The organism is Phytobacter sp. (assembly GCF_059074235.1).
In genome coordinates, this window is sequence record NZ_JCACPZ010000004.1 from 1373670 (window position 1) to 1397978 (window position 24309).

Genomic DNA, 24309 nt, shown 5'->3' on the forward strand with positions numbered 1-24309 from the left:
TTATGCGACTTTCTGCGCTTCCGCCATGATGGTATCACTGGCAAACGATCCGTCCTCCGTCAGCTCAAAATAGCGTTTCACGTCCACAGAGGCACTTTGCTGATACAGTCTGATGGCATCGCTCAATGCCTGAGGCGTACGCATACGCGCAATCCAGGAACTGAACTCCAGCGTCAGGCGATCGGTTAACAGGTTGCGTGTCGTCAGCCCGGCGTCGTTAAACAGCGCCAGCCACTCACCGCTAGAGTAATTTCGTACATGTGAGGTATCGCGCAGCGCTTCAATCGTCTGCAACCAGATATCCCGTACCGGGTGCCCTGGAGACATAATATCCATGATGATAAATGTGCCGCCAGGCTTCAGGACACGTCGTACTTCACGCAAAGCCTGCCCGACGTCATGCCAGTGGTGTGCAGAATAGCGGCTGATCACGACATCAAAGGATTCGTTCTCAAACGGCAGCGCTTCAGCATACCCCTGACGCGTTGCTACGTTATCCAGACCTTTCTCTTTCGCGGCGGCGGTAACAACCTCCAGCATCTGGCTGGAGAGATCATAAGCCGTCACCTGCGCACACTGGCCCGCAGCAACAAAGCTTGCATGCCCTGCTCCACATCCCATATCCAGAACATGTGCCTGCGGGAAGGCGCTGAGACGCTCTGCCAGACGCTGCAAATCGCGCCCGGAGGCATGCACCGCGCTGGTTAAGTAGGCATTGGCCTGGTCGCCAAACTGTTTTTCGACATTGTCATGATGAGAGCCTGTGGTCATTGTGTTGTCCTTAGTGAGTGAAAAGAAAGGGCAGCACCAGTGCATATGGCCTGCCCGACGGCAGACCTGACACACCATTATTTATCAGGCTTGCCGGGACTGAATTCGACGAGTAGAGGATTATGATCGGAGGCGCGGGTCACCAGCACAGACGCTTCGTGCACGTTCAGACCGCGATAGAACACAAAATCCAGAGGACGACCAAATGCCCGGCGTCGATTGTCATCCGTGAAGCGCACCTGCCGCAGAGACATCTCTCTCGAAAAGCGATACAGCGCGTTCATACGAGGACGACTCCAGGCGTTGAAGTCACCCGCCATAATAACCGGGCCATTGTGGTGCATTATCTGGTCACCAATTGGCAGCAACTGTTTACTGTAAACATCCACCCCAATACTGAAATTCACCGCATGCACGTTCACCACCATCAGATTACGCATATCCGGTAACGGGTACACCGTCACCAGCGCAGATTTTGCCAGGCGCAAAATGGGCTCACGCTCTCGCAATGGGCAGCAATACACCGGATGGGCAGATGAGAGCGTCATCACGCCTGAAGGGTGCTGGGGCAGAACAAAAGCGGGAACCTGATCGGCAGCAAGATAGTTAGTGGTCGCAAACCTGACCAGCTCGGGTGTGGTTTGCGCTTCCTGTAAGAGGACAAGGTGCGCATCTTTACCGAAGTTTTGCAGTACCGATAACCACTCCGCACGCTGCTGTTTGAAGATATTCCATACCAGAACGCGGATTTTATCTTCGCTGCTCAGCGGGACACCTGCGGGCAATGCCTTGCCAATAGTCGCGAAAGACCCAGGCGGCATAATGCGCTCCGCAGGCTGTCCGGCAACGTATCGCATGGCATAAGTATTCTTCGGCACTTTCGGTTTTATACCTCTTCACTTAACCCTCCATCTCATGGAGTGGTCATTCAGTTATAGGGATTTTAGCGCAGAGTTTCAACGGCGAAAGGCAGAAAAGCGCCAGTTTCAAGTTAGTAAGTGCTTAGTAACTTGCATACACAACACGGGTGACATCCCATGATAATGGGTGGTTAAATAGCAGAATCACCATAATATCTGCCAACTATTGCTACAGGTGCAACAATGAAAGCCAGCTCAGAAGAACTCACCATTTTCGTTGCGGTTGTTGAGAGCGGCAGCTTTAGCCGTGCGGCTGAACGCCTCGGTCAGGCAAACTCGGCGGTCAGTCGGGCGGTGAAAAAACTTGAGAGTAAACTGGGCGTTAATCTTCTTAATCGCACTACACGTCAGCTAAGCCTCACCGAGGAAGGCGAACGCTATTTCCGCCGAATTCAAGGGGTGCTGCAGGAAATGGCTGCGGCAGAAACTGAGGTGATGGAGGCGAAACTGACGCCGCGTGGAACGCTGCGCATTGATGCAGCTACCCCTGTCATGCTCCATTTTTTGATGCCAATGATTAAGCCGTTTCGCGAGCGCTATCCGGAAATTTCGCTATCACTGGTCTCCAGTGAGACATTTATCAATCTGATAGAACGCAAAGTCGATGTGGCGATCCGCGTAGGAAAATTGACCGACTCCAGCTTACGCGCACGTCCGCTTTTCAGTAGTTCTCGAAAAATGATTGCCTCCCCGGGATATCTTGCTCGCTACGGTATGCCGGACGCATCCGCCGATCTTAAAAATCACATGTGTCTGGGATTTACTGAACCCGTGTCGTTAAACACCTGGCCGGTCGCTTCCAGTGACGGTCAACTGTATGAGGCAGAGTGTGGGTTAACGTCCAACAGTGGGGAAACCCTCAAACATCTCTGCCTGAGTGGCAACGGTATCGCCTGTCTGTCCGACTACATGATCAACAAAGAGCTGCAAAGCGGGGAGCTAGTTGAGGTTCTCGCCGACAAACGTCTTCCCGTTGAAATGCCTTTTAGCGCTGTCTACTACAGTGACAGAGCAGTCAGCACGCGTATTCGCGCTTTTATCGACTTCGTCAGCGAGCACCTCGCTATCACACCGCTAGCGTAGAAATCCCCTTCCCCGCACGATCAACTTGCTCAAGTAGCTCATGCACCCACATAGTAACTTGCATTTTGATAGTTACTATGTGAATGTGATCCACACAATGGTAATGGAGAGAAAATGAAAAACGAGCCGCTGTGTGAAGCCCCTTGCCCCATCGCCCGAAGCCTCGGCCGTATTGGCGACAGCTGGAGCATGATGATTTTGCGTGACGCCTTCTCAGGTTTTACACGTTTTGATGAGTTTCAGAAAAGCGCAAACGTTGCGCCGAACATTCTTTCGCGACGCCTGAAAGAACTGGTTGAAGAGGGTCTGCTGGAAAAAGTGTGTTACAGCAGCACCCCTCCCCGCTATGAGTATCATCTGACCGAACGCGGACGCGATTTCCGTCCGGTGATCCTGGCGCTGGCTGAATGGGGTAACCGCCATTTCGCTCCGGAAGGTCGACAGATTCAGTTGGTTGAGAAAGCGACTCAACGCTTGGTACATGCCGTTATGGTTGATGAAGCAACCGGCCAGCCTCTCACCCCGGAGAAATATGCCATGGTACCAGGCCCGGCAGCCTCGCCACTTATCCACTATCGCCATGAATATTTGCAACGCAAAAGTGCGGGCGATAGCACTCAGAAATTTAGTCCCGGCGATTTATCCGGCAAAAGCCATCCTGGGGAAGCCTGACCATATCTGGAGATTTTTATGCACGATTTAAAGCAACGTATCGTCATCACAGGGATGGGCATCGTCAGCCCGCTGGGTTGCGGCGTTAAACACGTCTGGCAGTCCCTGCTGGCAGGAAATTCAGGCCTTCGTTCTTTACCTGAAACGCTCGTGGAAGACATTGCTTGTAAGGTTGCGGGCCAGGTGCCTGGCATTGAAGAAGATCCTCAACACGGTTTCGATCCTTTATCCGTCATTCCGGCAAAAGATCGCAAGAAAATGGATCGTTTTATTGAGTTTGCCATGGTTGCAGCCCATGAAGCTCTTGAGCAAGCGAACTGGCATCCTCAGGATCAAGCATCAAGAGACAGAACAGCCACAATCATTGCCACCGGCATCGGCGGTTTTAGCCAAATTGCAGATGCAGTTACGACCACTGAGCACCGCGGTCCACGTAAGCTATCTCCTTTTACGATCCCCTCTTTTCTTGCCAACCTGGCTGCAGGCCATGTCTCTATCGCATACGGTTTCCGCGGTCCGATAGGTGCACCGGTGACAGCTTGCGCAGCAGGGGTACAGGCTATCGGTGATGCAGCCAGATTAATTCGTGCCAGCGAGGCTGATATAGCTTTATGCGGAGGTAGTGAGGCGGCGATTCATCGGGTAAGTCTCGCGGGTTTTGCGGCCGTGAAAGCACTTTCATCCGGGTTTAATGAATGTCCGCAGGAAGCATCACGCCCCTTTGATCAGGACCGAGATGGATTTGTGATGGGTGAAGGTGCAGGGTTGTTGGTGATCGAGTCACTGGAGCATGCGCTTTCACGCGGTGCAACACCATTAGCCGAGCTCGTGGGCTATGGCACAAGTGCAGATGCATACCATCTCACCGCAGGGCCAGAAGATGGCAATGGCGCACGACGAGCAATGGAGGCGGCGTTGAATCAGGCGGGTATCCAGCCAGAAAACGTTCAACACATAAACGCTCACGCAACGTCTACGCAAGTCGGAGATAAAGGGGAGTTAGCAGCAATTCGCGGCCTGTTTGCCGATCATCAGGTTGCGATCACCTCAACGAAATCCGCAACAGGGCACCTACTCGGAGCTGCCGGGGGCATAGAAGCTATATTCACAATTCAGGCTCTCCGCGAGCAAATTGCGCCACCGACGTTGAATCTGCATAAACCTGATGCTGCTGCATCTGGTATGAATCTGGTGAAGTTGACAGCACGTCCACTGGCAATGGAATACGCATTATCTAATGGGTTTGGCTTTGGGGGGGTGAATGCCAGTTTGCTGCTGAAACGGTGGGATAACTGATAAATATAAGGCAAGGGGTGAATGCTCCTTGCTTATTTTTATGGTGAGTTTAAAGAATGACAGGCAAAAAAAACCGCATCTCATATGAGATGCGGCTCTTAATAAGTGGCGGAACGGACGGGACTCGAACCCGCGACCCCCTGCGTGACAGGCAGGTATTCTAACCGACTGAACTACCGCTCCACCGAATTTCGTCACACTCCGGTTTATTGCCCCGGTTTACTGCTAATTTGATGCCTGGCAGTTCCCTACTCTCGCATGGGGAGACCCCACACTACCATCGGCGCTACGGCGTTTCACTTCTGAGTTCGGCATGGGGTCAGGTGGGACCACCGCGCTGTTGCCGCCAGGCAAATTCTGTTATCAACACGTCCTCTGGACCTGTCGATTAATCCGGTTCAAGCTAAAAATTTCGTCTCTTCACGCCAAAACACCTTCGGCGTTGTAAGGTTAAGCCTCACGGTTCATTAGTATCGGTTAGCTCAACGTATCGCTACGCTTACACACCCGACCTATCAACGTCGTCGTCTTCAACGTTCCTTCAGGACTCTCAGGGAGTCAGGGAGAACTCATCTCGGGGCAAGTTTCGTGCTTAGATGCTTTCAGCACTTATCTTTTCCGCATTTAGCTACCGGGCAATGCCATTGGCATGACAACCCGAACACCAGTGATGCGTCCACTCCGGTCCTCTCGTACTAGGAGCAGCCCCCCTCAATTCTCCAGCGCCCACGGCAGATAGGGACCGAACTGTCTCACGACGTTCTAAACCCAGCTCGCGTACCACTTTAAACGGCGAACAGCCGTACCCTTGGGACCTACTTCAGCCCCAGGATGTGATGAGCCGACATCGAGGTGCCAAACACCGCCGTCGATATGAACTCTTGGGCGGTATCAGCCTGTTATCCCCGGAGTACCTTTTATCCGTTGAGCGATGGCCCTTCCATTCAGAACCACCGGATCACTATGACCTGCTTTCGCACCTGCTCGAGCCGTCACTCTCGCAGTCAAGCTAGCTTATGCCATTGCACTAACCTCCTGATGTCCGACCAGGATTAGCTAACCTTCGTGCTCCTCCGTTACACTTTAGGAGGAGACCGCCCCAGTCAAACTACCCACCAGACACTGTCCGCAACCCGGATTACGGGTCTACGTTAGAACATCAAACATTAAAGGGTGGTATTTCAAGGTTGGCTCCACGCAGACTGGCGTCCACGCTTCAAAGCCTCCCACCTATCCTACACATCAAGGCTCAATGTTCAGTGTCAAGCTATAGTAAAGGTTCACGGGGTCTTTCCGTCTTGCCGCGGGTACACTGCATCTTCACAGCGAGTTCAATTTCACTGAGTCTCGGGTGGAGACAGCCTGGCCATCATTACGCCATTCGTGCAGGTCGGAACTTACCCGACAAGGAATTTCGCTACCTTAGGACCGTTATAGTTACGGCCGCCGTTTACCGGGGCTTCGATCAAGAGCTTCTCCTTGCGGATAACCCCATCAATTAACCTTCCGGCACCGGGCAGGCGTCACACCGTATACGTCCACTTTCGTGTTTGCACAGTGCTGTGTTTTTAATAAACAGTTGCAGCCAGCTGGTATCTTCGACTGATTTCAGCTCCACGAGCAAGTCGCTTCACTTACCATCAGCGTGCCTTCTCCCGAAGTTACGGCACCATTTTGCCTAGTTCCTTCACCCGAGTTCTCTCAAGCGCCTTGGTATTCTCTACCTGACCACCTGTGTCGGTTTGGGGTACGATTTTGTGTTACCTGATGCTTAGAGGCTTTTCCTGGAAGCAGGGCATTTGTTACTTCAGCACCGTAGTGCCTCGTCATCACACCTCAGCGTTAAAAAGAGTCCGGATTTACCTAAACTCTCCGCCTACATGCTTAAACCGGGACAACCGTCGCCCGGCTAACATAGCCTTCTCCGTCCCCCCTTCGCAGTAACACCAAGTACAGGAATATTAACCTGTTTCCCATCGACTACGCCTTTCGGCCTCGCCTTAGGGGTCGACTCACCCTGCCCCGATTAACGTTGGACAGGAACCCTTGGTCTTCCGGCGAGCGGGCTTTTCACCCGCTTTATCGTTACTTATGTCAGCATTCGCACTTCTGATACCTCCAGCAACCCTCACAGGCCACCTTCAACGGCTTACAGAACGCTCCCCTACCCAACAACACATAGTGTCGCTGCCGCAGCTTCGGTGCATGGTTTAGCCCCGTTACATCTTCCGCGCAGGCCGACTCGACCAGTGAGCTATTACGCTTTCTTTAAATGATGGCTGCTTCTAAGCCAACATCCTGGCTGTCTGTGCCTTCCCACATCGTTTCCCACTTAACCATGACTTTGGGACCTTAGCTGGCGGTCTGGGTTGTTTCCCTCTTCACGACGGACGTTAGCACCCGCCGTGTGTCTCCCGTGATAACATTCTTCGGTATTCGTAGTTTGCATCGGGTTGGTAAGTCGGGATGACCCCCTAGCCGAAACAGTGCTCTACCCCCGAAGATGAGTTCACGAGGCGCTACCTAAATAGCTTTCGGGGAGAACCAGCTATCTCCCGGTTTGATTGGCCTTTCACCCCCAGCCACAAGTCATCCGCTAATTTTTCAACATTAGTCGGTTCGGTCCTCCAGTTAGTGTTACCCAACCTTCAACCTGCCCATGGCTAGATCACCGGGTTTCGGGTCTATACCCTGCAACTTAACGCCCAGTTAAGACTCGGTTTCCCTGCGGCTCCCCTATACGGTTAACCTTGCTACAGAATATAAGTCGCTGACCCATTATACAAAAGGTACGCAGTCACCCTGATAAATCAAGGCTCCCACTGCTTGTACGTACACGGTTTCAGGTTCTTTTTCACTCCCCTCGCCGGGGTTCTTTTCGCCTTTCCCTCACGGTACTGGTTCACTATCGGTCAGTCAGGAGTATTTAGCCTTGGAGGATGGTCCCCCCATATTCAGACAGGATACCACGTGTCCCGCCCTACTCTTCGAGTTCACAACGTGTGCACTTTCGTGTACGGGGCTATCACCCTGTATCGCCGGACTTTCCAGACCGTTCCACTACCACACGCGCTGATTCAGACTCTGGGCTCCTCCCCGTTCGCTCGCCGCTACTGGGGGAATCTCGGTTGATTTCTTTTCCTCGGGGTACTTAGATGTTTCAGTTCCCCCGGTTCGCCTCATGCCACTATGTATTCATGACATGATAGTGTGTCGAAACACACTGGGTTTCCCCATTCGGGTATCGCCGGGTCAAAGGTTCATATCACCTCGCCGACGCTTATCGCAGATTAGCACGCCCTTCATCGCCTCTGACTGCCAGGGCATCCACCGTGTACGCTTAGTCGCTTAACCTCACAACCCGAAGATGTTTCGTAAAACACCGTCCGATGTCGTGAAAATTTGAGAGACTCGAACACACCGCTATTCTGTTCTTATTACGGAGAACAGACACGATGTGTCGTTTCAATTTTCAGCTTGATCCAGATTTTTAAAGAGCAAAACTTCGCAGTGAACCTTTTCAGGTACACTCTGAAGTTTTCTTATAGTGTGCAGTAAAGGATGGTGGAGCTATGCGGGATCGAACCGCAGACCTCCTGCGTGCAAGGCAGGCGCTCTCCCAGCTGAGCTATAACCCCATCGTAATACTGAATCTCTGTCACCGGAATTTTTCCTGAGGCAAGGCGCGGAACGGCGAAGCATACTGAAGTATGCGAGCTGTTTCGCAACGTAGCATTCAGGGAAAATTTGGTAGGCCTGAGTGGACTTGAACCACCGACCTCACCCTTATCAGGGGTGCGCTCTAACCACCTGAGCTACAAGCCTGCAGAGATTTCTTTACTGCTAATTTTCATCAGACAATCTGTGTGAGCACTACAAAGGCAGGTTCTTTAAGGTAAGGAGGTGATCCAACCGCAGGTTCCCCTACGGTTACCTTGTTACGACTTCACCCCAGTCATGAATCACAAAGTGGTAAGCGCCCTCCCGAAGGTTAAGCTACCTACTTCTTTTGCAACCCACTCCCATGGTGTGACGGGCGGTGTGTACAAGGCCCGGGAACGTATTCACCGTGGCATTCTGATCCACGATTACTAGCGATTCCGACTTCACGGAGTCGAGTTGCAGACTCCGATCCGGACTACGACATACTTTATGAGGTCCGCTTGCTCTCGCGAGGTCGCTTCTCTTTGTATATGCCATTGTAGCACGTGTGTAGCCCTACTCGTAAGGGCCATGATGACTTGACGTCATCCCCACCTTCCTCCAGTTTATCACTGGCAGTCTCCTTTGAGTTCCCGGCCGAACCGCTGGCAACAAAGGATAAGGGTTGCGCTCGTTGCGGGACTTAACCCAACATTTCACAACACGAGCTGACGACAGCCATGCAGCACCTGTCTCAGAGTTCCCGAAGGCACCAAAGCATCTCTGCTAAGTTCTCTGGATGTCAAGAGTAGGTAAGGTTCTTCGCGTTGCATCGAATTAAACCACATGCTCCACCGCTTGTGCGGGCCCCCGTCAATTCATTTGAGTTTTAACCTTGCGGCCGTACTCCCCAGGCGGTCGACTTAACGCGTTAGCTCCGGAAGCCACTCCTCAAGGGAACAACCTCCAAGTCGACATCGTTTACAGCGTGGACTACCAGGGTATCTAATCCTGTTTGCTCCCCACGCTTTCGCACCTGAGCGTCAGTCTTTGTCCAGGGGGCCGCCTTCGCCACCGGTATTCCTCCAGATCTCTACGCATTTCACCGCTACACCTGGAATTCTACCCCCCTCTACAAGACTCAAGCCTGCCAGTTTCGAATGCAGTTCCCAGGTTGAGCCCGGGGATTTCACATCCGACTTGACAGACCGCCTGCGTGCGCTTTACGCCCAGTAATTCCGATTAACGCTTGCACCCTCCGTATTACCGCGGCTGCTGGCACGGAGTTAGCCGGTGCTTCTTCTGCGAGTAACGTCAATCAACACGGTTATTAACCGTATTGCCTTCCTCCTCGCTGAAAGTACTTTACAACCCGAAGGCCTTCTTCATACACGCGGCATGGCTGCATCAGGCTTGCGCCCATTGTGCAATATTCCCCACTGCTGCCTCCCGTAGGAGTCTGGACCGTGTCTCAGTTCCAGTGTGGCTGGTCATCCTCTCAGACCAGCTAGGGATCGTCGCCTAGGTGAGCCATTACCCCACCTACTAGCTAATCCCATCTGGGCACATCTGATGGCAAGAGGCCCGAAGGTCCCCCTCTTTGGTCTTGCGACGTTATGCGGTATTAGCTACCGTTTCCAGTAGTTATCCCCCTCCATCAGGCAGTTTCCCAGACATTACTCACCCGTCCGCCACTCGTCACCCAAGAGCAAGCTCTCTGTGCTACCGTTCGACTTGCATGTGTTAGGCCTGCCGCCAGCGTTCAATCTGAGCCATGATCAAACTCTTCAATTTAAGTTTGATGCTCGTAGAATTAAACTTCGTAATGAATTACGTGTTCACTCTTTGAGACTTGGTATTCATTTATTCGTCCGAGGACGTTAAGAATCCATGTCACTTTGAGTGCCCACACAGATTGTCTGATAAATTGTTAAAGAGCAGTGCAACTGCGGCTTTCGCTCACCGTTGCGAGGTGTGCGTATATTACGCTTTCCCTCTTTCAGAGTCAAGCGCTTATTTTCGCCTTTCTCTTCAACCGAACCGGCTCGTTAGTGTGAAGTGATTCACATCCGCCGTGTCGATGGAGGCGCATTATAGGGAGCTCTCGATGAATGACAAGCGGAAAAATGCATTTTTATTTCAACCGCTCATCTTTTCATCATAACGGTTATTTTTGGTGCTTTTTGATAGCTGCTGGCAGGTCTGCAAGACTATTAATCACCCAATCTGCTGCATTTTCTGCTTCTGGCGTGACAGGCTTCCCGGTACGAACCAGCACACGCGTGCCAACCTGCGCAGCATCAGCTGCCTGCATATCTTCAATTTTGTCGCCAACCATATAAGAAGAAGACATATCAATGTGCAGATGATCGCGAGCAGAGATGAACATCCCCGGATGCGGTTTACGGCAATCACAGGTCTGGCGGAACTCTTCAACGGTCCCCTGCGGATGATGCGGGCAATAATAGATGCCATCCAGTTCAACATCACGATCGGCCAGCGACCAGTCCATCCACTCGGTCAAGGTTTCAAACTGCGCTTCAGTAAACTTGCCGCGCGCAATACCAGACTGGTTAGTCACGACAACCAACGCAAAGCCCATTGCCTTTAATTCACGCATGGCATCTATGACACCATCAATAAACTCAAAATTGTCGATCTCGTGAACATAACCGTGATCGACATTAATAGTCCCATCACGATCGAGAAAAATTGCAGGTACTGATTTCGCCACCGGTTTGCTCCTGAATAAGGCATGTCTCTTCATTATCTCACGTTTCATCATGCAGGAAAGTGCTCATCTCACAGGGCGCGATTGATTTAGACGTCTGGATGCCTTAACATCCGCTCTGTTTACGGCATTGCCCGTAACCGGCAGAAGAAAATGCCACGGCTCACTCTTAATACGATAAAAATAATCTGATGATTAAACTTTCGAATATCACCAAAGTGTTCCAGCAGGGGACGCGATCGATTCAGGCACTGAACAATGTCAGCCTGCACGTCCCTGCCGGGCAAATTTATGGCGTCATTGGCGCATCAGGCGCAGGTAAAAGTACGCTGATTCGCTGCGTCAATTTACTGGAACGCCCAACCCAAGGCAGCGTTCAGGTTGATGGTCAAGAGTTAACTGCACTTTCTGAATCTGAACTGACCAAAGCACGTCGCCAGATTGGCATGATTTTTCAGCATTTTAATCTGCTCGCCTCCCGCACCGTATTCGGCAACATCGCGCTGCCTCTGGAGCTGGATAACACACCGCGCGAAGAAATTAGCCGCCGAGTGAAAGAGCTACTCGATCTGGTTGGCCTGAGCGACAAGCAAGACAGCTACCCGGCAAATCTGTCCGGTGGTCAAAAGCAGCGCGTTGCTATCGCCCGCGCACTCGCCAGCAACCCAAAAGTATTGCTGTGTGACGAAGCCACCAGCGCACTTGATCCTGCCACTACCCGTTCGATTCTCGAACTGCTGAAAGACATTAATCGTCGCCTCGGCCTGACCATTCTGCTGATTACCCATGAGATGGATGTCGTGAAACGCATTTGTGACTGCGTCGCCGTCATCAGCAATGGTGAACTGATTGAGCAGGACACGGTTAGCGAAGTGTTCTCTCATCCGAAAACCCCGCTGGCACAGCAGTTTATCCAGTCGACATTACATCTGGATATTCCGGAAGATTATCTGCAGCGTTTAAAAGCACAGCCGCTGGCTGATAGCGTTCCAATGCTGCGTATGGAATTCACCGGCCAGTCAGTCGACGCACCGTTGCTGTCCGAAACCGCCCGTCGCTTCAATGTAAACAACAACATTATTAGCGCGCAGATGGATTATGCCGGCGGCGTTAAGTTCGGGATTATGCTCACCGAAATGCACGGTACACAGCAGGATACTCAAGCGGCCATCGCCTGGCTTAAAGAACACCATGTAAAAGTAGAGGTACTGGGTTATGTCTGAGCCAATGATGTGGTTACTGGCAAAGGGCGTCTGGGAGACGCTGGCAATGACCTTCGTGTCCGGCTTTTTCGGTTTTGTGCTGGGCTTACCAGTAGGCGTGCTGCTTTATGTTACACGCCCGGGGCAGATTTCTGAAAATGCGAAGCTTTACCGCACAGTATCCGCGCTGGTCAATATCTTCCGTTCTATTCCTTTTATTATCCTGCTGGTCTGGATGATTCCGTTTACCCGTATTGTCGTCGGCACCTCAATCGGTCTTCAGGCCGCGATTGTTCCTTTAACCGTCGGGGCAGCTCCCTTTATTGCCCGTATGGTAGAGAACGCGCTTCTGGAGATCCCAACAGGTCTTATCGAAGCCTCCCGCGCAATGGGTGCTACGCCGATGCAAATCGTACGTAAGGTCCTTCTACCAGAAGCATTACCCGGTCTGGTTAACGCAGCAACCATTACACTGATTACCCTGGTGGGTTATTCAGCCATGGGTGGTGCCGTCGGTGCTGGCGGACTGGGTCAGATTGGCTATCAATACGGTTATATCGGCTATAACGCCGTGGTCATGAATACGGTTCTGGCCCTTCTGGTGATTCTGGTTTACTTAATTCAGTTTGCAGGCGATCGTATCGTTCGCTCTGTTACGCATAAATAACGTTGCTCACAACACAACGACTCTGAAAGAAAGGAAAAACACATGGCGTTTAAATTCAAGACCTTTGCGGCAGTAGGTGCTCTGATTGGCTCCCTGGCCCTGGCGGGTTGCGGTCAGGATGAAAAAAATCCTAACCACATTAAAGTGGGCGTAATTGTTGGTGCAGAACAGCAGGTTGCTGAAGTTGCACAGAAAGTTGCGAAAGAAAAGTATGGCCTGGACGTTGAGCTGGTCACCTTCAACGACTACGTTCTGCCGAACGAAGCGCTGAGCAAAGGCGACATTGATGCTAACGCCTTCCAGCACAAACCGTACCTGGACCAGCAGATCAAAGACCGTGGCTACAAGCTGGTTGCCGTAGGCAATACCTTTGTTTACCCGATTGCGGGCTACTCTAAAAAAATCAAATCCATTGATGAACTGCAGGAAGGCGCACAGATTGCCATTCCAAATGACCCTACTAACCTTGGCCGCTCACTGCTCCTGCTGCAGAAACAGGGTCTGATCAAACTGAAAGATGGCGTTGGTCTGTTGCCAACCGCTCTGGACGTTATCGAGAACCCAAAAAACCTGAAGCTTGTTGAGCTGGAAGCTCCGCAGCTGCCGCGTTCCCTGGACGACGCGCAAATTGCCCTGGCCGTTATCAACACCACTTACGCCAGCCAGATCAACCTGACTCCTGCTAAAGATGGTATCTTCGTTGAAGACAAAGATTCCCCGTACGTAAACCTGATCGTTAGCCGTGAAGATAACAAAGACGCTGAAAACGTGAAGAAATTCGTACAGGCTTATCAATCTGATGAAGTGTACGAAGCCGCGAATAAAGTATTCAATGGTGGTGCGGTTAAAGGCTGGTAATCCCTCTCTTCCGTATTATCCTTCAGGACGGGCGTATGCCCGTCTTGTCATTTGTTCAAGCACCTGATTCAATAAGCGACGTTAAGAAATTTTATTGAGGATATATTATGCGTGCTTTACCGATCTGTTTATTGGCACTCATGCTGAGCGGCTGTTCAATGCTAAGCAGATCCCCCGTCGAACCTGTTAAAAGCACTGCAACGCCTCCGAAAGAGGAACCGGCAAAACCAAAACCGCCGCGTCCAGCCCCGGTCCGAATCATTACCAACGCTGAAGATTTAGTGGGTAAAACATTCCGTGATTTAGGGGAAGTAACGGGAGACTCTTGCCAGGCCAGCACCCAGGACTCTCCGCCGAATATTCCAACTGCGCGCAAACGCCTGCAGATTAACGCCTCTAAAATGAAGGCAAATGCCGTGCTGTTACACAGCTGCGAAATCACCAGCGGCACGCCAGGATGCTATCGTCAGGCCGTTTGTGTCGGTTCCGCCCTTAACGTATCGGCGAAATGACCGCATTTTCCTTTGAACAAATAGGCGTCATCCGCTCCCCATATAAAGAAAAGTTTGCCGTTCCCCGCCAGCCAGGGCTGGTAAAACACGGGAGCGGCGAGCTGCATCTTATCGCCCCTTACAACCATGCTGAAGCCGTACGTGGGCTCGATGCATTTAGCCATCTCTGGGTATTATTCGTTTTTCACCAGACGATGGACGGTGGCTGGCGTCCCACGGTACGCCCTCCTCGTCTGGGTGGTAATGCCAGAATGGGGGTCTTTGCCACACGTTCGACCTTTCGCCCCAACCCTGTAGGTATGTCCCTGGTTGAACTCAAGGATATTCGTTGCGAGAAAGATCAGGTGATATTGCAGCTGGGCAGTCTGGATCTGGTTGATGGCACACCCATTATTGATATCAAACCCTATCTGCCCTTTGCCGAAGCGCTTCCCGATGCCCAGGCCAGCTATGCTCAGCATGCTCCTGCAGCTGACATGCCCGTGAGTTTTAGCCCAGAAGTTGAAGCACTATTACCTGGGCTGGAAAAGCGTTACCCTCACCTGTCCTCCTTTATTTGCGAAGTACTGGCGCAGGATCCTCGTCCGGCCTACCGTAAAGGTGAAGAGTTGGGGAAAACCTATGCCGTCTGGCTGCTGGATTTTAATGTGCGCTGGCGTGTCACCGAAGCGGGTTTTGAAGTGTTTGCACTTGAAGACCGTTAATTTATCCCGCCTCTACTTTTGACATCCCCGTCTCGCTGGTAAACTGAAGCACTTTTTTTAAATCAGGCTCCCTTTGAGCCTGTTCCAATCGTCCAACTGGAAACGTAACAACATGCGTACTAGCCAATACCTGCTCTCCACTCTGAAGGAGACACCTGCCGACGCCGAAGTCATCAGCCATCAGCTGATGCTACGCGCCGGGATGATCCGCAAGCTGGCCTCCGGGTTATACGCCTGGCTGCCAACCGGCCTGCGCGTCCTGAAAAAAGTCGAAAACATCGTACGTGAAGAGATGAACAACGCCGGTGCGATTGAGGTGTCAATGCCAGTGGTCCAGCCTGCAGAACTGTGGCAGGAAAGTGGTCGTTGGGAGCAGTATGGCCCGGAATTGCTGCGTTTTGTTGACCGTGGCGACCGTCCGTTCGTCCTCGGCCCGACGCACGAAGAAGTGATCACCGATCTGATTCGCAACGAGCTGAACTCTTACAAACAGCTGCCGCTGAATTTCTTCCAGATTCAGACCAAATTCCGCGATGAAGTTCGCCCGCGCTTTGGTGTGATGCGTTCCCGCGAGTTTCTGATGAAAGATGCTTATTCATTCCATACATCTCAGGAATCTCTGCAGGAAACCTACGACACGATGTATGCCGCCTACAGCAAAATCTTTACCCGTATGGGGCTGGATTTCCGTGCTGTACAGGCTGACACCGGTTCTATCGGCGGTAGCGCCTCCCATGAATTCCAGGTACTGGCGCTGAGCGGTGAAGATGATGTCATCTTCTCTGACAGCTCCGACTACGCAGCAAACATTGAGTTTGCTGAAGCCGTCGCGCCTAAAGAGCCGCGCGCTGCCGCTACCCAGGAAATGACGCTGGTTGATACGCCAAACGCGAAAACCATCGCCGAGCTGGTCGAGCAGTTCAATCTGCCAATCGAGAAAACCGTGAAAACCCTGCTGGTGCAAGCCGTGGAAGGCAGCACGTATCCGCTGGTTGCTCTGCTGGTTCGCGGCGATCACGAACTGAACGAAGTGAAAGCAGAAAAGCTGCCGCAGGTTGCCAGCCCGCTGACTTTCGCAACTGAAGCTGATATCCGCGCTGTTGTTAACGCCGGTCCTGGCTCACTTGGCCCGGTTAACATGCCGATTCCGGTTGTAATTGACCGCACCGTTGCTGCGATGAGCGATTTCTCTGCAGGCGCCAACATTGATGGTAAACACTACTTCGGCATTAACTGGGATCGCGACCTTGCGACACCAGAAGTGGCAGATATTCGTAACGTCGTTGCCGGTGATGCAAGCCCGGATGGTCAGGGTACTCTGCTGATTAAACGCGGTATTGAAGTGGGCCATATCTTCCAGCTTGGCACCAAATATTCGCAGGCAATGAATGCCGCCGTGCAGGGTGAAGACGGTCGTAACCAGGTTCTGACCATGGGTTGCTACGGCATCGGGGTAACACGTGTGGTTGCCGCGGCTATCGAACAGAACTTTGACGATCGCGGTATCCTGTGGCCGGACAACATCGCACCGTTCCAGGTCGCGATTCTGCCAATGAACATGCACAAATCCTATCGCGTGCAGGAACTGGCTGAGAAGCTCTACAACGAACTGCGTGCGCAGGGCATCGACGTACTGATGGACGACCGTAAAGAGCGTCCGGGCGTGATGTTTGCTGACATGGAACTGATTGGTATCCCGCACACAATCGTCATTGGCGATCGCAACCTGGATAACGACGATATTGAATACAAATACCGTCGCAGCGGCGAGAAGCAGATGATTAAGACCGGTGACATCATGAACTACCTGGTCAGCGCCATTAAGGGCTAATCGCTCTGAGAATAAAAAAGGCCTCGCATGCGAGGCCTTTTTTATTGATGGTTACAGTCTTTTCCGGCGATGAATGTCGCGTTTTTATCCGCCACCAGCGTTTTGGTCATTACGCCGCTGTCCGGGTTAGGCGTCATCGTAAAGTGACCATTCACTTCCAGCAGAACGGGCTGGGCGCTCTTGCCCCCTGCCAGACCAAATTTCTGCTCAAGTTGAGCATTGTTGTTAACCGGGATCCGTTTACCGGTGGCACAGTCCGTAAAGGTCGCGGCATCGGCATAATAGAGGTACATTCCACGCATTGCCATTGGCGTGGTTGGCAAGGACGCTTTCATTGGCTGCAACGTATAATTGAGTTGAGAGTGAATCGGGTTCCCCTCTCTGTCTAACATTTCCAGCGCTTCACCTTTGGCACGGAAATAGAGCTTCTCACCGCTTGCATCCGTCAATACCAGTTTGTCCGCCGTACGCGCCCAGGAGCCATAAGCAGCAAAATCAGAGGCTGCTTTGCCGCCTTTATAACCCTGGTTCATCACCCAAGTGCCATCTTTCTCCAGGAAAAGCGAGGTATCGATGCCTTCACAGTCTGCACAGGGTAAAACCCCACGCCAGCTTTGCTGCATCGGTTTTAGTTCTTGCTGCAACGGTGGCGAGACGGTTTGTACCTCTCCCCGGTTGTTACACCCCATCAACCCAAAGAGTGTCATGACTGCAGCCAGGGACAAAATCGCTTTTTTCACTCTCTTTTCCTTATGAATCATTCTCATGACATCCATCATTCCGGTGGGCGACGGACTTTTCCACGCAGCGCTTTCACCGACGACTTTTGCGACTTCGTCGCCAGGCGCCGCTCTTTCGACGCCCGCGTGGGCCGCGTTGCCTGACGGCTCTTTTGCACCACCGTCAGTTCTTTAATTAACGCCACCAGCCGGGCCACCGCCGCTTCGCGGTTCATTTCCTGACTGCGATACTCTTGCGCTTTGATGATCACCACGCCATCGGCGGTGATGAGATGATGCGAAGCGCCAAGCAGCCGTTCTTTATAAAAATCTGGCAGGCTGGATGCGCGAATATCAAAACGCAGGTGAATCGCCGTCGACGTTTTATTCACATGCTGGCCGCCCGCCCCCTGGGCACGAACAGCTGTTATTTCCAGCTCGTCATCCGCAATGCTGGCATGACGGGATATCTCAATCATTCGTGGTGCTGCCAGGTGGTTAACTGAATTTCCAGATTATTTTGAGTATCGCTGAGCCAGATAGTTCCATCCTGAATGGTCGCTTGCAGCACCATCGTGCGCGTGGCAAATTCGCTCAGTTTCGCCAGTTGCTCATCATCAAGATACCAGATGCTGAGGTTCTTAAATCCGGCGAGTTTTGTCTGGTTCTGCTGCCACCAGATTTGTGCCGCCCTGTCGTTATAAGTAAACAGCGCCACGTCCTGAGACTGACTACAAGCTTTTTTGATTCGCCTCTCATCGGGTAATCCCAACTCAATCCACAAATCGATGCCCAGATGATCGTTACGAAGCCAGGCTTCCGGCTCATCTTCGGCACTGAGGCCACGCGTAAACTGCAGTCGCTCATCAGCATACTTCAGCCATGCCACCAGGCGCAGCATCATGCGTTCCTGCGTCTCGGAAGGATGACGAGCAAGCGTCAGGGTGGTATCGATAAATTTATTCCGATCCAAATCAGCCACATTCACTGTCGCTTTATAAATAGTTGCTTTTAATGCCATACCGCCTCCTGGGCAAAACAGGCGCTATTGTAGCGAATAAAGGTATAACGCGCTGTTATCTCTTTGCCTTAGGGTAATTCATCGCCCTGATAATGATTAGCTGGCTGTGGTATAGTCACCTTGCGAAACAGAGCGTATCTTCGTAGGCTTAATGGTATCTCACAGTAAAGCCAGGGCGCTTACAGGAGGACATGTGGGAAATTATTGTGAATTAATACGCAAGCGGTATGCGGAAATTGCCAGCGGAGATTTGGGGTATATTCCGGATGCATTAGGATGTGTATTGAAAGTGTTGAATGAGATGGCATCGGACGATACCGTTTCAGAGTCGGTCAGGGAAAAGGCGGCGTACGCTGCCGCGAACTTACTGGTGAGCGATTATGTCAATGAATGATACCTATCAACCCATCAATTGTGATGATTATGACAACCTGGAACTCGCCTGTCAGCATCATCTCTTACTGACGCTGACGCTGAAAGATGGCGAAGAGTTGCAGGCGAAAGCCAGCGATTTGGTCTCACGTAAAAACGTGGAGTATCTGGTGGTGGAAATCGCAGGCACTATGCGTGAACTGCGCCTCGACAAGATTGCCAGTTTCAGTCACCCGGAAATCGGCACCGTTGTGGTGAGCGAATCCTGATGTCCTCTTACGGGCAGTGTTACTGCCCGTTACTTCTCCCACTTTAATTGCACACCTTGTTCGCCAGCCCCCACTGCACCTTCCCGGGTCACAAATCGTCCTGAAGCTGCAATCAGCGTTTCTCCGTAGAACAACAGTGGCGTGGTGTCCCGTAGCCAGGGAGGCACGCCCAATTCCTGCCAGATTTTTTTGAGCTTTCGCCCGCCATTGCGCCCGACAATGTGCAATATGCCGCTTGCTGTGAAACGAATCGATACGGTTTCATCGGGTGTCGGAGCACGTAACTCACCACCCACTATTAGCGACAAGACACCGTAATCCTCCGGCAGCCTCAGCGGGGAATAGGGCGAAGGCCAGTTGATAAGGGTGTCACGTACCACTGGTAGCGCCTTAATCAGCCACAATTGCCCCTGATAGCGACGAACGTCCCGGTTTCCCAACCGCAGGCAAGGTATTGCATCTTCCCGGGCAAGTGCCACTTCCTGCCAGAGGCGAGCAAGCATTTCCCGTGATGGCATCGGCGCACGCAGTGATGTCAGCCAGCGGCGTAGAATGGCCCCTCGTCTGGCAGAACTTAGCGGCGCTAATGCGGCAATGATCAAACCGCCGTCTGGGCTCATCGCAGCGGCAAGCTCATCTGCCAAAAGCTCATTCAGCAGTTGTTCTTGCTCACCACATAATGCCGCGCTGCGTGCCACTGCATCAGCAAAATGCGGCCAGCGGTTAGTGAGCTGAGGTAAAACATGCAACCGCAGGAAATTACGGTCATAGCGATCATCGCGATTACTTTCGTCTTCAATCCACTGTAAACCGTGCTGCTGCGCCCAGTTTTCCAGTGAGTCCCTCGTTTCATTCAGTAAGGGGCGTAAGAGCTGTGTTCCTGCAAATGGCATGACTTGCGGCATACCTGCTAACCCTGCCGGGCCACTGCCCCGCTTTAAGGCCAGAAGGAAGGTTTCAGACTGATCGTCCAGATGCTGCGCCGTCAGTAACAGTTCCCCGGGCAGGAGAGCCTGCTCGAACGCGCTATAGCGTGCTTTTCTCGCCTGCGCTTCAATGCCATTACCCTCATCCACAAGATGGACACGACACACTGTCAGAGGAACCTGCCAACTATCACACAACTGCTGGCAATGCGTGACCCAACTGTCTGCATTTGGGCTTAGCCCGTGATGGATGTGGATGGCACGCAGCGAAATTCCGGGTTGCTGATTACGCCAAAGCATCAACTGATGCAAGAGAACCGTAGAATCCAGGCCACCACTGAACGCCAGCAGAAACTGACGCTGAGAAGCGGGAAGATGAGACAGTAATGGCAGGGTCATGGCAGTAACCGAAACAGAGTTCATGCCCGGCACGTTACCGGGCATTGTGAAAACTGGCAAGGCCTACTGCTGGTAGAGCTCCAGCGGCAGGTTATCCGGATCTTTAAAAAAGGTAAAACGTTTGCCGGTGAAGGGATCGACACGGATAGCTTCGCAGGGCACGTCGTGCATCTCAAGGTGAGCAACGGCCTTATCGATATCCTCCACGCTGAACGCCAGGTGACGTAACCCGCAGGACTCCGGCCCACTGGCACGCGCAGGCGGGAACGGAAATGAAAAGAGCTCAATGACATATTGCCCGTTAAGCGCCAAATCCCCTTTCCATGAATCGCGCTCTTCGCGGTAAAACTCGCTTTGCAGCGTAAAACCTAAAATATCGCAGTAGAACGCTTTGCTCTTCCTGTAATCCGTCGCAATGATGGCGATATGGTGTACCTGTTTCAAACCCAGCATAGTGCCTCCTGTTGTCTTTCAGCACGTTACCCTCGCGGCGGATAACCCGCAAGAGGCTACGGTTTTTTTAAGACACGTACCCAATACACGCCGTCCTCGCCCCGCTTCGCGCCGTGGATATCGGTCTCGAAGCCTGGATAATGCCGCCCTATTGCGCAGAGCATTAATAAAAAGTCGAGCACCGAGCGACTCTGCTCCGTGATCATCTCTCCCGGCATCAGCAGGGGTACGCCAGGCGGATACGGCAGAATCATATTGGCAGATATGCGCCCGGTCAGTTTTTCCAGCTCGATGGTTTCCACCTCTCCCCGGATCTGCTTCTGCCATGCCTGATGCGGCGTCATTTTCATTTCAGGCAAAACATCAAAAGCACGGAGCATTAATTGTGGAAGATCGTGCTGACGGATCAGTTTGTGGATCCCCTGCGCCAGATCCTGGATACGCATGTTGCGATAAAAATCGGGATCTTCGGCATAGAGATCCGGCAGCATGTTCTTCACCCGCAGATTCAGATCGTAAGCACGTTTAAACTCCATCAGGCCACGCAGCAATCCCATCGCACGGGTTTTGTCGATGCCAATGCTGAACAAGAACAGCAGGTTATAGGGTCCGGTTTTTTCCACCACCACACCGCGCTCGTCGAGAAACTTCGCCACCAGCGCGGCCGGGATCCCCTCATCACTCATATTGCCCTGCTCGTCCATGCCGGGCGTGAGGATCGTCACCTTCACCGGATCGAGGAACATATGATCCGCATCGGCATCGCGGAATCCGTGCCACCCCTCTCCAGGGGCAACCGGCCAGCAATCAGCTTCGTCAATCTCTTCCGGCTGCCAGATATCAAAGAACCAACTGTCTGCTTCGTCTTTAAGACGTTGCACCTCTTTGCGAAAATGCAGCGCTCGCTCGACCGAGCGGTTAATCAACCGCTTGCCGGGATTTCCGCGCAGCATTGCCGCTGCCGTTTCAATGGAGGCCACCAGCGGATAGCTGGGAGAGGTGGAGGTGTGCATCATAAAGGCTTCGTTAAAGGTATCTTCGTCATAGTCCCCTTTTACGTGAATCAAGGAAGCCTGCGACAGAGCCGCCAGCATCTTGTGCGTCGACTGAGTCTCAAAAATCACTTTGCCCGGCACTCGCTCCCCGCTCATCCCGCTTTTGCCAGCGTAAATGGGGTGAAAATTGGTGTACGGCACCCAGGCAGAATCAAAATGAATGGACGGGACATCCAGCGTTTTCTTAATCCAGTCGGTGTTGTAGAGCAAACCATCATAAGTTGAGTTGGTAATCACCGCATGTGCAGGCCAACTCGCGCCCGGCGTGGTGGCGACCTTCTGCTCAATACTGGCGTGGGTAAATTCGCGACGGGGAATACCGCCCAGAATTCCCAGAGCGTTGCGTCCGGGTTTCAGCCACAACGGCGTAACATCGCTCATCATCAGTAAGTGAGCGAGCGATTTGTGGCAGTTACGGTCAATAAGCAGAGTACTGCCCACCGGCGCGGCATACATTCCTACAATTTTGTTCGAGGTGGAGGTGCCATTGGTAACCATGTAGCTCTGTTCAGCACCAAAGGTACGGGCAATGTACTCTTCAGCTTCAAGATGTGGACCGCTGTGATCCAGTAATGATCCCAGTTCCGTCACCGAAATGGATACGTCAGCTTTAAGCGTATTACTGCCAAAGAAATCGTAAAACAGGCAGCCCACCGGGCTTTTCAGGTACGCGGTGCCACCCATATGCCCTGGTGTGCAAAACGTGTATTTGCCCTCTTTCACATAGGTGAACAGCGCTTTGGTGAACGGTGGCGTGATGTTATCAAGATATTCCCGGGTGTATTGCTCGATACGGGTCGCGATGTCATCTGCCGTCCCCAATGCATATTCGAAGAACCACAACGCCATCCGCATGTCATGGGCACTGACGTCCATCGTCGAGTGGGTATTGATAAAAGCGTACAGCGGCAGATATTCATTGAGCTGATTAATTTCGCTGCACAAATCGAGGTCGTATTCATCCCAGTCAAAGATGACACCGCAGATACGCGGGTTATGCTCAATAAACTTCAGCAGGTCATTGCTGTTCTGCGGCCAGATAAGCTGAAAGCCTTGCGTCTTAAGCGCCTGCTCAAGTTCCTTGATCGGCTCATCTTTATAGAAAACGCCGTGCGGCCCCATGATGGCAATAATATTCACGCTTACCTCCTTAAAAAACATGAGTTAAGCATAGTTGAGGTAAACCGCAGGTATAAAAAAAGCCACACTTGCGTGTGGCTTTTCAGAATGGTCTTTCGCGTGGATTACGCGTAGCCGTAGCTCATCAGACGCTGGTAACGGCGGTTACGCAGATCGTCTTTGCTCAGCACATCGAGATCCGCCAGATCGGCAATCAGCTGTGCTTTCAGTGATGCAGCCATCACTTCGGCATTACGGTGAGCGCCGCCCAACGGTTCCGGGATAATAGAATCGATCAGTTTCAGCTCTTTCAGGCGCGGAGCAATGATACCCATCGCTTCAGCAGCCAGCGGAGCTTTGTCGGCACTTTTCCAAAGAATGGAGGCACAACCTTCAGGGGAGATAACGGAATAGGTGCTGTACTGCAGCATATTCACTTTATCGCCCACGCCAATCGCCAGTGCGCCACCGGAACCGCCTTCGCCGATGACGGTACAGATGACCGGCACATTCAGGCGAGACATTTCGCGCAGGTTGCGGGCAATCGCTTCGGACTGACCACGCTCTTCCGCGCCCACGCCCGGGTAAGCACCCGGGGTATCGATGAAGGTGATGATAGGCATGTTGAAACGATCGGCCATTTCCATCAAACGCAGCGCTTTACGGTAGCCTTCTGGAGCAGGCATACCAAAATTGCGACGAATTTTTTCTTTGGTTTCACGGCCTTTCTGATGACCAATGATCATCACTGGACGACCGTCGAGGCGAGCAATGCCGCCCACGATGGCTTTATCATCGGCATAGGCACGATCACCAGCCAGCTCGTCAAACTCATCAAACGCGAGGCGGACGTAATCCAGGGTGTATGGACGCAGCGGATGGCGAGCCAGCTGGGCTACCTGCCATGCACCGAGATCGGCGAAAATTTTGCGCGTCAGCTCTACGCTTTTTTCACGCAGACGATGCACTTCTTCGTCAATGTTAATATCCAGTTTTTCATCCTGACGGCTCACGGCGGTCAGAGAATCGATTTTCGCTTCCAGCTCAGCAATCGGCTGTTCGAAATCAAGGAAATTCAGACTCATAG

21 protein-coding genes, 3 tRNA genes and 3 rRNA genes are annotated in these 24309 nt (G+C 52.3%); 11 read left to right on the forward strand and 16 right to left on the reverse strand.

The window, feature by feature from the left end; translation table 11 throughout:
- Together AC5JPW_RS10485 and AC5JPW_RS10490 are read right to left on the reverse strand one after the other, a co-directional pair.
- The gene (locus tag AC5JPW_RS10485) at window positions 1–771 is read right to left on the reverse strand and encodes a class I SAM-dependent methyltransferase (protein ID WP_494240098.1); all 771 of its coding nucleotides are present in this window, start codon (window positions 769–771) and stop codon (window positions 1–3) included.
- A gap of 77 nt (window positions 772–848) precedes the next feature.
- Complete coding sequence (locus tag AC5JPW_RS10490) at window positions 849–1649, reverse strand: endonuclease/exonuclease/phosphatase family protein (protein WP_494240099.1); 801 nt, start codon at window positions 1647–1649, stop codon at window positions 849–851.
- Window positions 1650–1874: 225 nt separating this feature from the next.
- Between AC5JPW_RS10490 and yafC the strand changes: the two genes are divergently transcribed.
- From yafC to fabF, 3 genes are all read left to right on the forward strand, one after another.
- Window positions 1875–2774 (forward strand): DNA-binding transcriptional regulator YafC, encoded by a 900-nt coding sequence (gene yafC / locus AC5JPW_RS10495; RefSeq protein ID WP_494240100.1) that lies wholly within the window; start codon window positions 1875–1877, stop codon window positions 2772–2774.
- 114 nt (window positions 2775–2888) lie between these two features.
- On the forward strand, window positions 2889–3446 hold the full coding sequence (locus AC5JPW_RS10500) for a winged helix-turn-helix transcriptional regulator (protein WP_494240101.1): 558 nt from the start codon (window positions 2889–2891) through the stop codon (window positions 3444–3446).
- A gap of 18 nt (window positions 3447–3464) precedes the next feature.
- Complete coding sequence (fabF, locus tag AC5JPW_RS10505) at window positions 3465–4742, forward strand: beta-ketoacyl-ACP synthase II (RefSeq protein WP_494240104.1); 1278 nt, start codon at window positions 3465–3467, stop codon at window positions 4740–4742.
- A gap of 106 nt (window positions 4743–4848) precedes the next feature.
- Here the strand turns inward: fabF and AC5JPW_RS10510 are convergent.
- The 7 genes from AC5JPW_RS10510 to gmhB form a co-directional block, all read right to left on the reverse strand.
- A tRNA-Asp gene (locus AC5JPW_RS10510) sits at window positions 4849–4925 on the reverse strand.
- 52 nt (window positions 4926–4977) lie between these two features.
- Window positions 4978–5093 (reverse strand): 5S ribosomal RNA (rrf, locus tag AC5JPW_RS10515).
- Between the two features lie 95 nt (window positions 5094–5188).
- A 23S ribosomal RNA gene (locus AC5JPW_RS10520) occupies window positions 5189–8096 on the reverse strand.
- Window positions 8097–8304: 208 nt separating this feature from the next.
- A tRNA-Ala gene (locus AC5JPW_RS10525) sits at window positions 8305–8380 on the reverse strand.
- Window positions 8381–8490: 110 nt separating this feature from the next.
- Window positions 8491–8567, reverse strand: a tRNA-Ile gene (locus tag AC5JPW_RS10530).
- A gap of 71 nt (window positions 8568–8638) precedes the next feature.
- Window positions 8639–10178 (reverse strand): 16S ribosomal RNA (locus AC5JPW_RS10535).
- Together the 16S, 23S and 5S rRNA genes with 3 tRNA genes alongside form the textbook arrangement of a ribosomal RNA operon.
- A 373-nt stretch (window positions 10179–10551) precedes the next feature.
- The gene (gmhB, locus tag AC5JPW_RS10540) at window positions 10552–11118 is read right to left on the reverse strand and encodes a D-glycero-beta-D-manno-heptose 1,7-bisphosphate 7-phosphatase (protein WP_494240106.1); all 567 of its coding nucleotides are present in this window, start codon (window positions 11116–11118) and stop codon (window positions 10552–10554) included.
- 188 nt (window positions 11119–11306) lie between these two features.
- On the opposite strand from gmhB, the gene metN reads away from it, so the two are divergent.
- The 6 genes from metN (at window position 11307) to proS (ending at window position 16889) form a co-directional block, all read left to right on the forward strand.
- The gene (gene metN / locus AC5JPW_RS10545) at window positions 11307–12338 is read left to right on the forward strand and encodes a methionine ABC transporter ATP-binding protein MetN (protein WP_494240108.1); all 1032 of its coding nucleotides are present in this window, start codon (window positions 11307–11309) and stop codon (window positions 12336–12338) included.
- Window positions 12331–12984 (forward strand): methionine ABC transporter permease MetI, encoded by a 654-nt coding sequence (locus AC5JPW_RS10550; RefSeq protein WP_494240110.1) that lies wholly within the window; start codon window positions 12331–12333, stop codon window positions 12982–12984. Before metN ends, AC5JPW_RS10550 begins: the two co-directional genes overlap by 8 nt.
- 42 nt (window positions 12985–13026) lie before the next feature.
- Complete coding sequence (metQ, locus tag AC5JPW_RS10555; RefSeq protein ID WP_494240111.1) at window positions 13027–13842, forward strand: methionine ABC transporter substrate-binding lipoprotein MetQ; 816 nt, start codon at window positions 13027–13029, stop codon at window positions 13840–13842.
- Between the two features lie 107 nt (window positions 13843–13949).
- Window positions 13950–14354 (forward strand): Rcs stress response system protein RcsF, encoded by a 405-nt coding sequence (rcsF, locus tag AC5JPW_RS10560; protein WP_494240112.1) that lies wholly within the window; start codon window positions 13950–13952, stop codon window positions 14352–14354.
- Window positions 14351–15058, forward strand: a complete 708-nt coding sequence (gene tsaA / locus AC5JPW_RS10565) for a tRNA (N6-threonylcarbamoyladenosine(37)-N6)-methyltransferase TrmO (protein WP_494240114.1) — start codon at window positions 14351–14353, stop codon at window positions 15056–15058. The genes rcsF and tsaA overlap by 4 nt, the downstream gene beginning before the upstream one ends.
- A 112-nt stretch (window positions 15059–15170) precedes the next feature.
- Entirely contained in the window at window positions 15171–16889 is a 1719-nt protein-coding gene (gene proS, locus AC5JPW_RS10570) for a proline--tRNA ligase (protein ID WP_494240116.1), read from the forward strand.
- Window positions 16890–16930: 41 nt separating this feature from the next.
- On the opposite strand, the gene nlpE is transcribed toward proS, so the two are convergent.
- Genes nlpE through AC5JPW_RS10585 form a run of 3 tightly spaced genes read right to left on the reverse strand, consistent with a single transcriptional unit; the run spans window position 16931 to window position 18629 of the window.
- Window positions 16931–17629 carry an envelope stress response activation lipoprotein NlpE gene (gene nlpE, locus AC5JPW_RS10575; protein WP_494240117.1) on the reverse strand — a complete coding sequence of 233 codons (699 nt, stop codon included), beginning with the start codon at window positions 17627–17629 and terminating at the stop codon, window positions 16931–16933.
- Window positions 17630–17664: 35 nt separating this feature from the next.
- Complete coding sequence (gene arfB / locus AC5JPW_RS10580; protein WP_494240119.1) at window positions 17665–18087, reverse strand: alternative ribosome rescue aminoacyl-tRNA hydrolase ArfB; 423 nt, start codon at window positions 18085–18087, stop codon at window positions 17665–17667.
- The gene (locus AC5JPW_RS10585; RefSeq protein ID WP_494240120.1) at window positions 18084–18629 is read right to left on the reverse strand and encodes a YaeQ family protein; all 546 of its coding nucleotides are present in this window, start codon (window positions 18627–18629) and stop codon (window positions 18084–18086) included. The genes arfB and AC5JPW_RS10585 overlap by 4 nt, the downstream gene beginning before the upstream one ends.
- Window positions 18630–18822: 193 nt before the next feature.
- On the opposite strand from AC5JPW_RS10585, the gene AC5JPW_RS10590 reads away from it, so the two are divergent.
- Both AC5JPW_RS10590 and rof read left to right on the forward strand, forming a co-directional pair.
- Window positions 18823–19023 carry a YaeP family protein gene (locus AC5JPW_RS10590; protein WP_437886896.1) on the forward strand — a complete coding sequence of 67 codons (201 nt, stop codon included), beginning with the start codon at window positions 18823–18825 and terminating at the stop codon, window positions 19021–19023.
- A complete protein-coding gene (rof, locus tag AC5JPW_RS10595) occupies window positions 19010–19270 on the forward strand; it encodes a Rho-binding antiterminator (RefSeq protein ID WP_494240121.1) in 261 nt (86 codons plus the stop codon). The genes AC5JPW_RS10590 and rof overlap by 14 nt, the downstream gene beginning before the upstream one ends.
- 29 nt (window positions 19271–19299) lie before the next feature.
- On the opposite strand, the gene tilS is transcribed toward rof, so the two are convergent.
- The 4 genes from tilS to accA all read right to left on the reverse strand — a co-directional run bounded on the left by tilS (window position 19300) and on the right by accA (window position 24307).
- Complete coding sequence (gene tilS, locus AC5JPW_RS10600; protein WP_494241199.1) at window positions 19300–20595, reverse strand: tRNA lysidine(34) synthetase TilS; 1296 nt, start codon at window positions 20593–20595, stop codon at window positions 19300–19302.
- Window positions 20596–20658: 63 nt separating this feature from the next.
- Window positions 20659–21048: a VOC family protein gene (locus tag AC5JPW_RS10605; RefSeq protein ID WP_494240123.1), complete on the reverse strand. Its 390-nt coding sequence runs from the start codon at window positions 21046–21048 to the stop codon at window positions 20659–20661.
- Window positions 21049–21104: 56 nt separating this feature from the next.
- Window positions 21105–23243: a lysine decarboxylase LdcC gene (locus AC5JPW_RS10610; protein WP_494240124.1), complete on the reverse strand. Its 2139-nt coding sequence runs from the start codon at window positions 23241–23243 to the stop codon at window positions 21105–21107.
- 104 nt (window positions 23244–23347) lie between these two features.
- The gene (accA, locus tag AC5JPW_RS10615; protein ID WP_494240125.1) at window positions 23348–24307 is read right to left on the reverse strand and encodes an acetyl-CoA carboxylase carboxyl transferase subunit alpha; all 960 of its coding nucleotides are present in this window, start codon (window positions 24305–24307) and stop codon (window positions 23348–23350) included.
- Window positions 24308–24309 lie beyond the last annotated feature (2 nt).

Excerpts from the sequence above, each read along its gene's own strand:
- AC5JPW_RS10485 (WP_494240098.1), bottom strand. The coding sequence starts at position 771 with ATGACCACAGGCTCTCATCATGACAATGTCGAAAAACAGTTTGGCGAC.
- yafC (WP_494240100.1), top strand. The coding sequence starts at position 1,875 with ATGAAAGCCAGCTCAGAAGAACTCACCATTTTCGTTGCGGTTGTTGAG.
- AC5JPW_RS10500 (WP_494240101.1), top strand. The coding sequence starts at position 2,889 with ATGAAAAACGAGCCGCTGTGTGAAGCCCCTTGCCCCATCGCCCGAAGC.
- fabF (WP_494240104.1), top strand. The coding sequence starts at position 3,465 with ATGCACGATTTAAAGCAACGTATCGTCATCACAGGGATGGGCATCGTC.
- metN (WP_494240108.1), top strand. The coding sequence starts at position 11,307 with ATGATTAAACTTTCGAATATCACCAAAGTGTTCCAGCAGGGGACGCGA.
- AC5JPW_RS10550 (WP_494240110.1), top strand. The coding sequence starts at position 12,331 with ATGTCTGAGCCAATGATGTGGTTACTGGCAAAGGGCGTCTGGGAGACG.
- metQ (WP_494240111.1), top strand. The coding sequence starts at position 13,027 with ATGGCGTTTAAATTCAAGACCTTTGCGGCAGTAGGTGCTCTGATTGGC.
- rcsF (WP_494240112.1), top strand. The coding sequence starts at position 13,950 with ATGCGTGCTTTACCGATCTGTTTATTGGCACTCATGCTGAGCGGCTGT.
- tsaA (WP_494240114.1), top strand. The coding sequence starts at position 14,351 with ATGACCGCATTTTCCTTTGAACAAATAGGCGTCATCCGCTCCCCATAT.
- proS (WP_494240116.1), top strand. The coding sequence starts at position 15,171 with ATGCGTACTAGCCAATACCTGCTCTCCACTCTGAAGGAGACACCTGCC.
- arfB (WP_494240119.1), bottom strand. The coding sequence starts at position 18,087 with ATGATTGAGATATCCCGTCATGCCAGCATTGCGGATGACGAGCTGGAA.
- AC5JPW_RS10585 (WP_494240120.1), bottom strand. The coding sequence starts at position 18,629 with ATGGCATTAAAAGCAACTATTTATAAAGCGACAGTGAATGTGGCTGAT.
- rof (WP_494240121.1), top strand. The coding sequence starts at position 19,010 with ATGTCAATGAATGATACCTATCAACCCATCAATTGTGATGATTATGAC.
- tilS (WP_494241199.1), bottom strand. The coding sequence starts at position 20,595 with ATGACCCTGCCATTACTGTCTCATCTTCCCGCTTCTCAGCGTCAGTTT.
- AC5JPW_RS10605 (WP_494240123.1), bottom strand. The coding sequence starts at position 21,048 with ATGCTGGGTTTGAAACAGGTACACCATATCGCCATCATTGCGACGGAT.
- accA (WP_494240125.1), bottom strand. The coding sequence starts at position 24,307 with ATGAGTCTGAATTTCCTTGATTTCGAACAGCCGATTGCTGAGCTGGAA.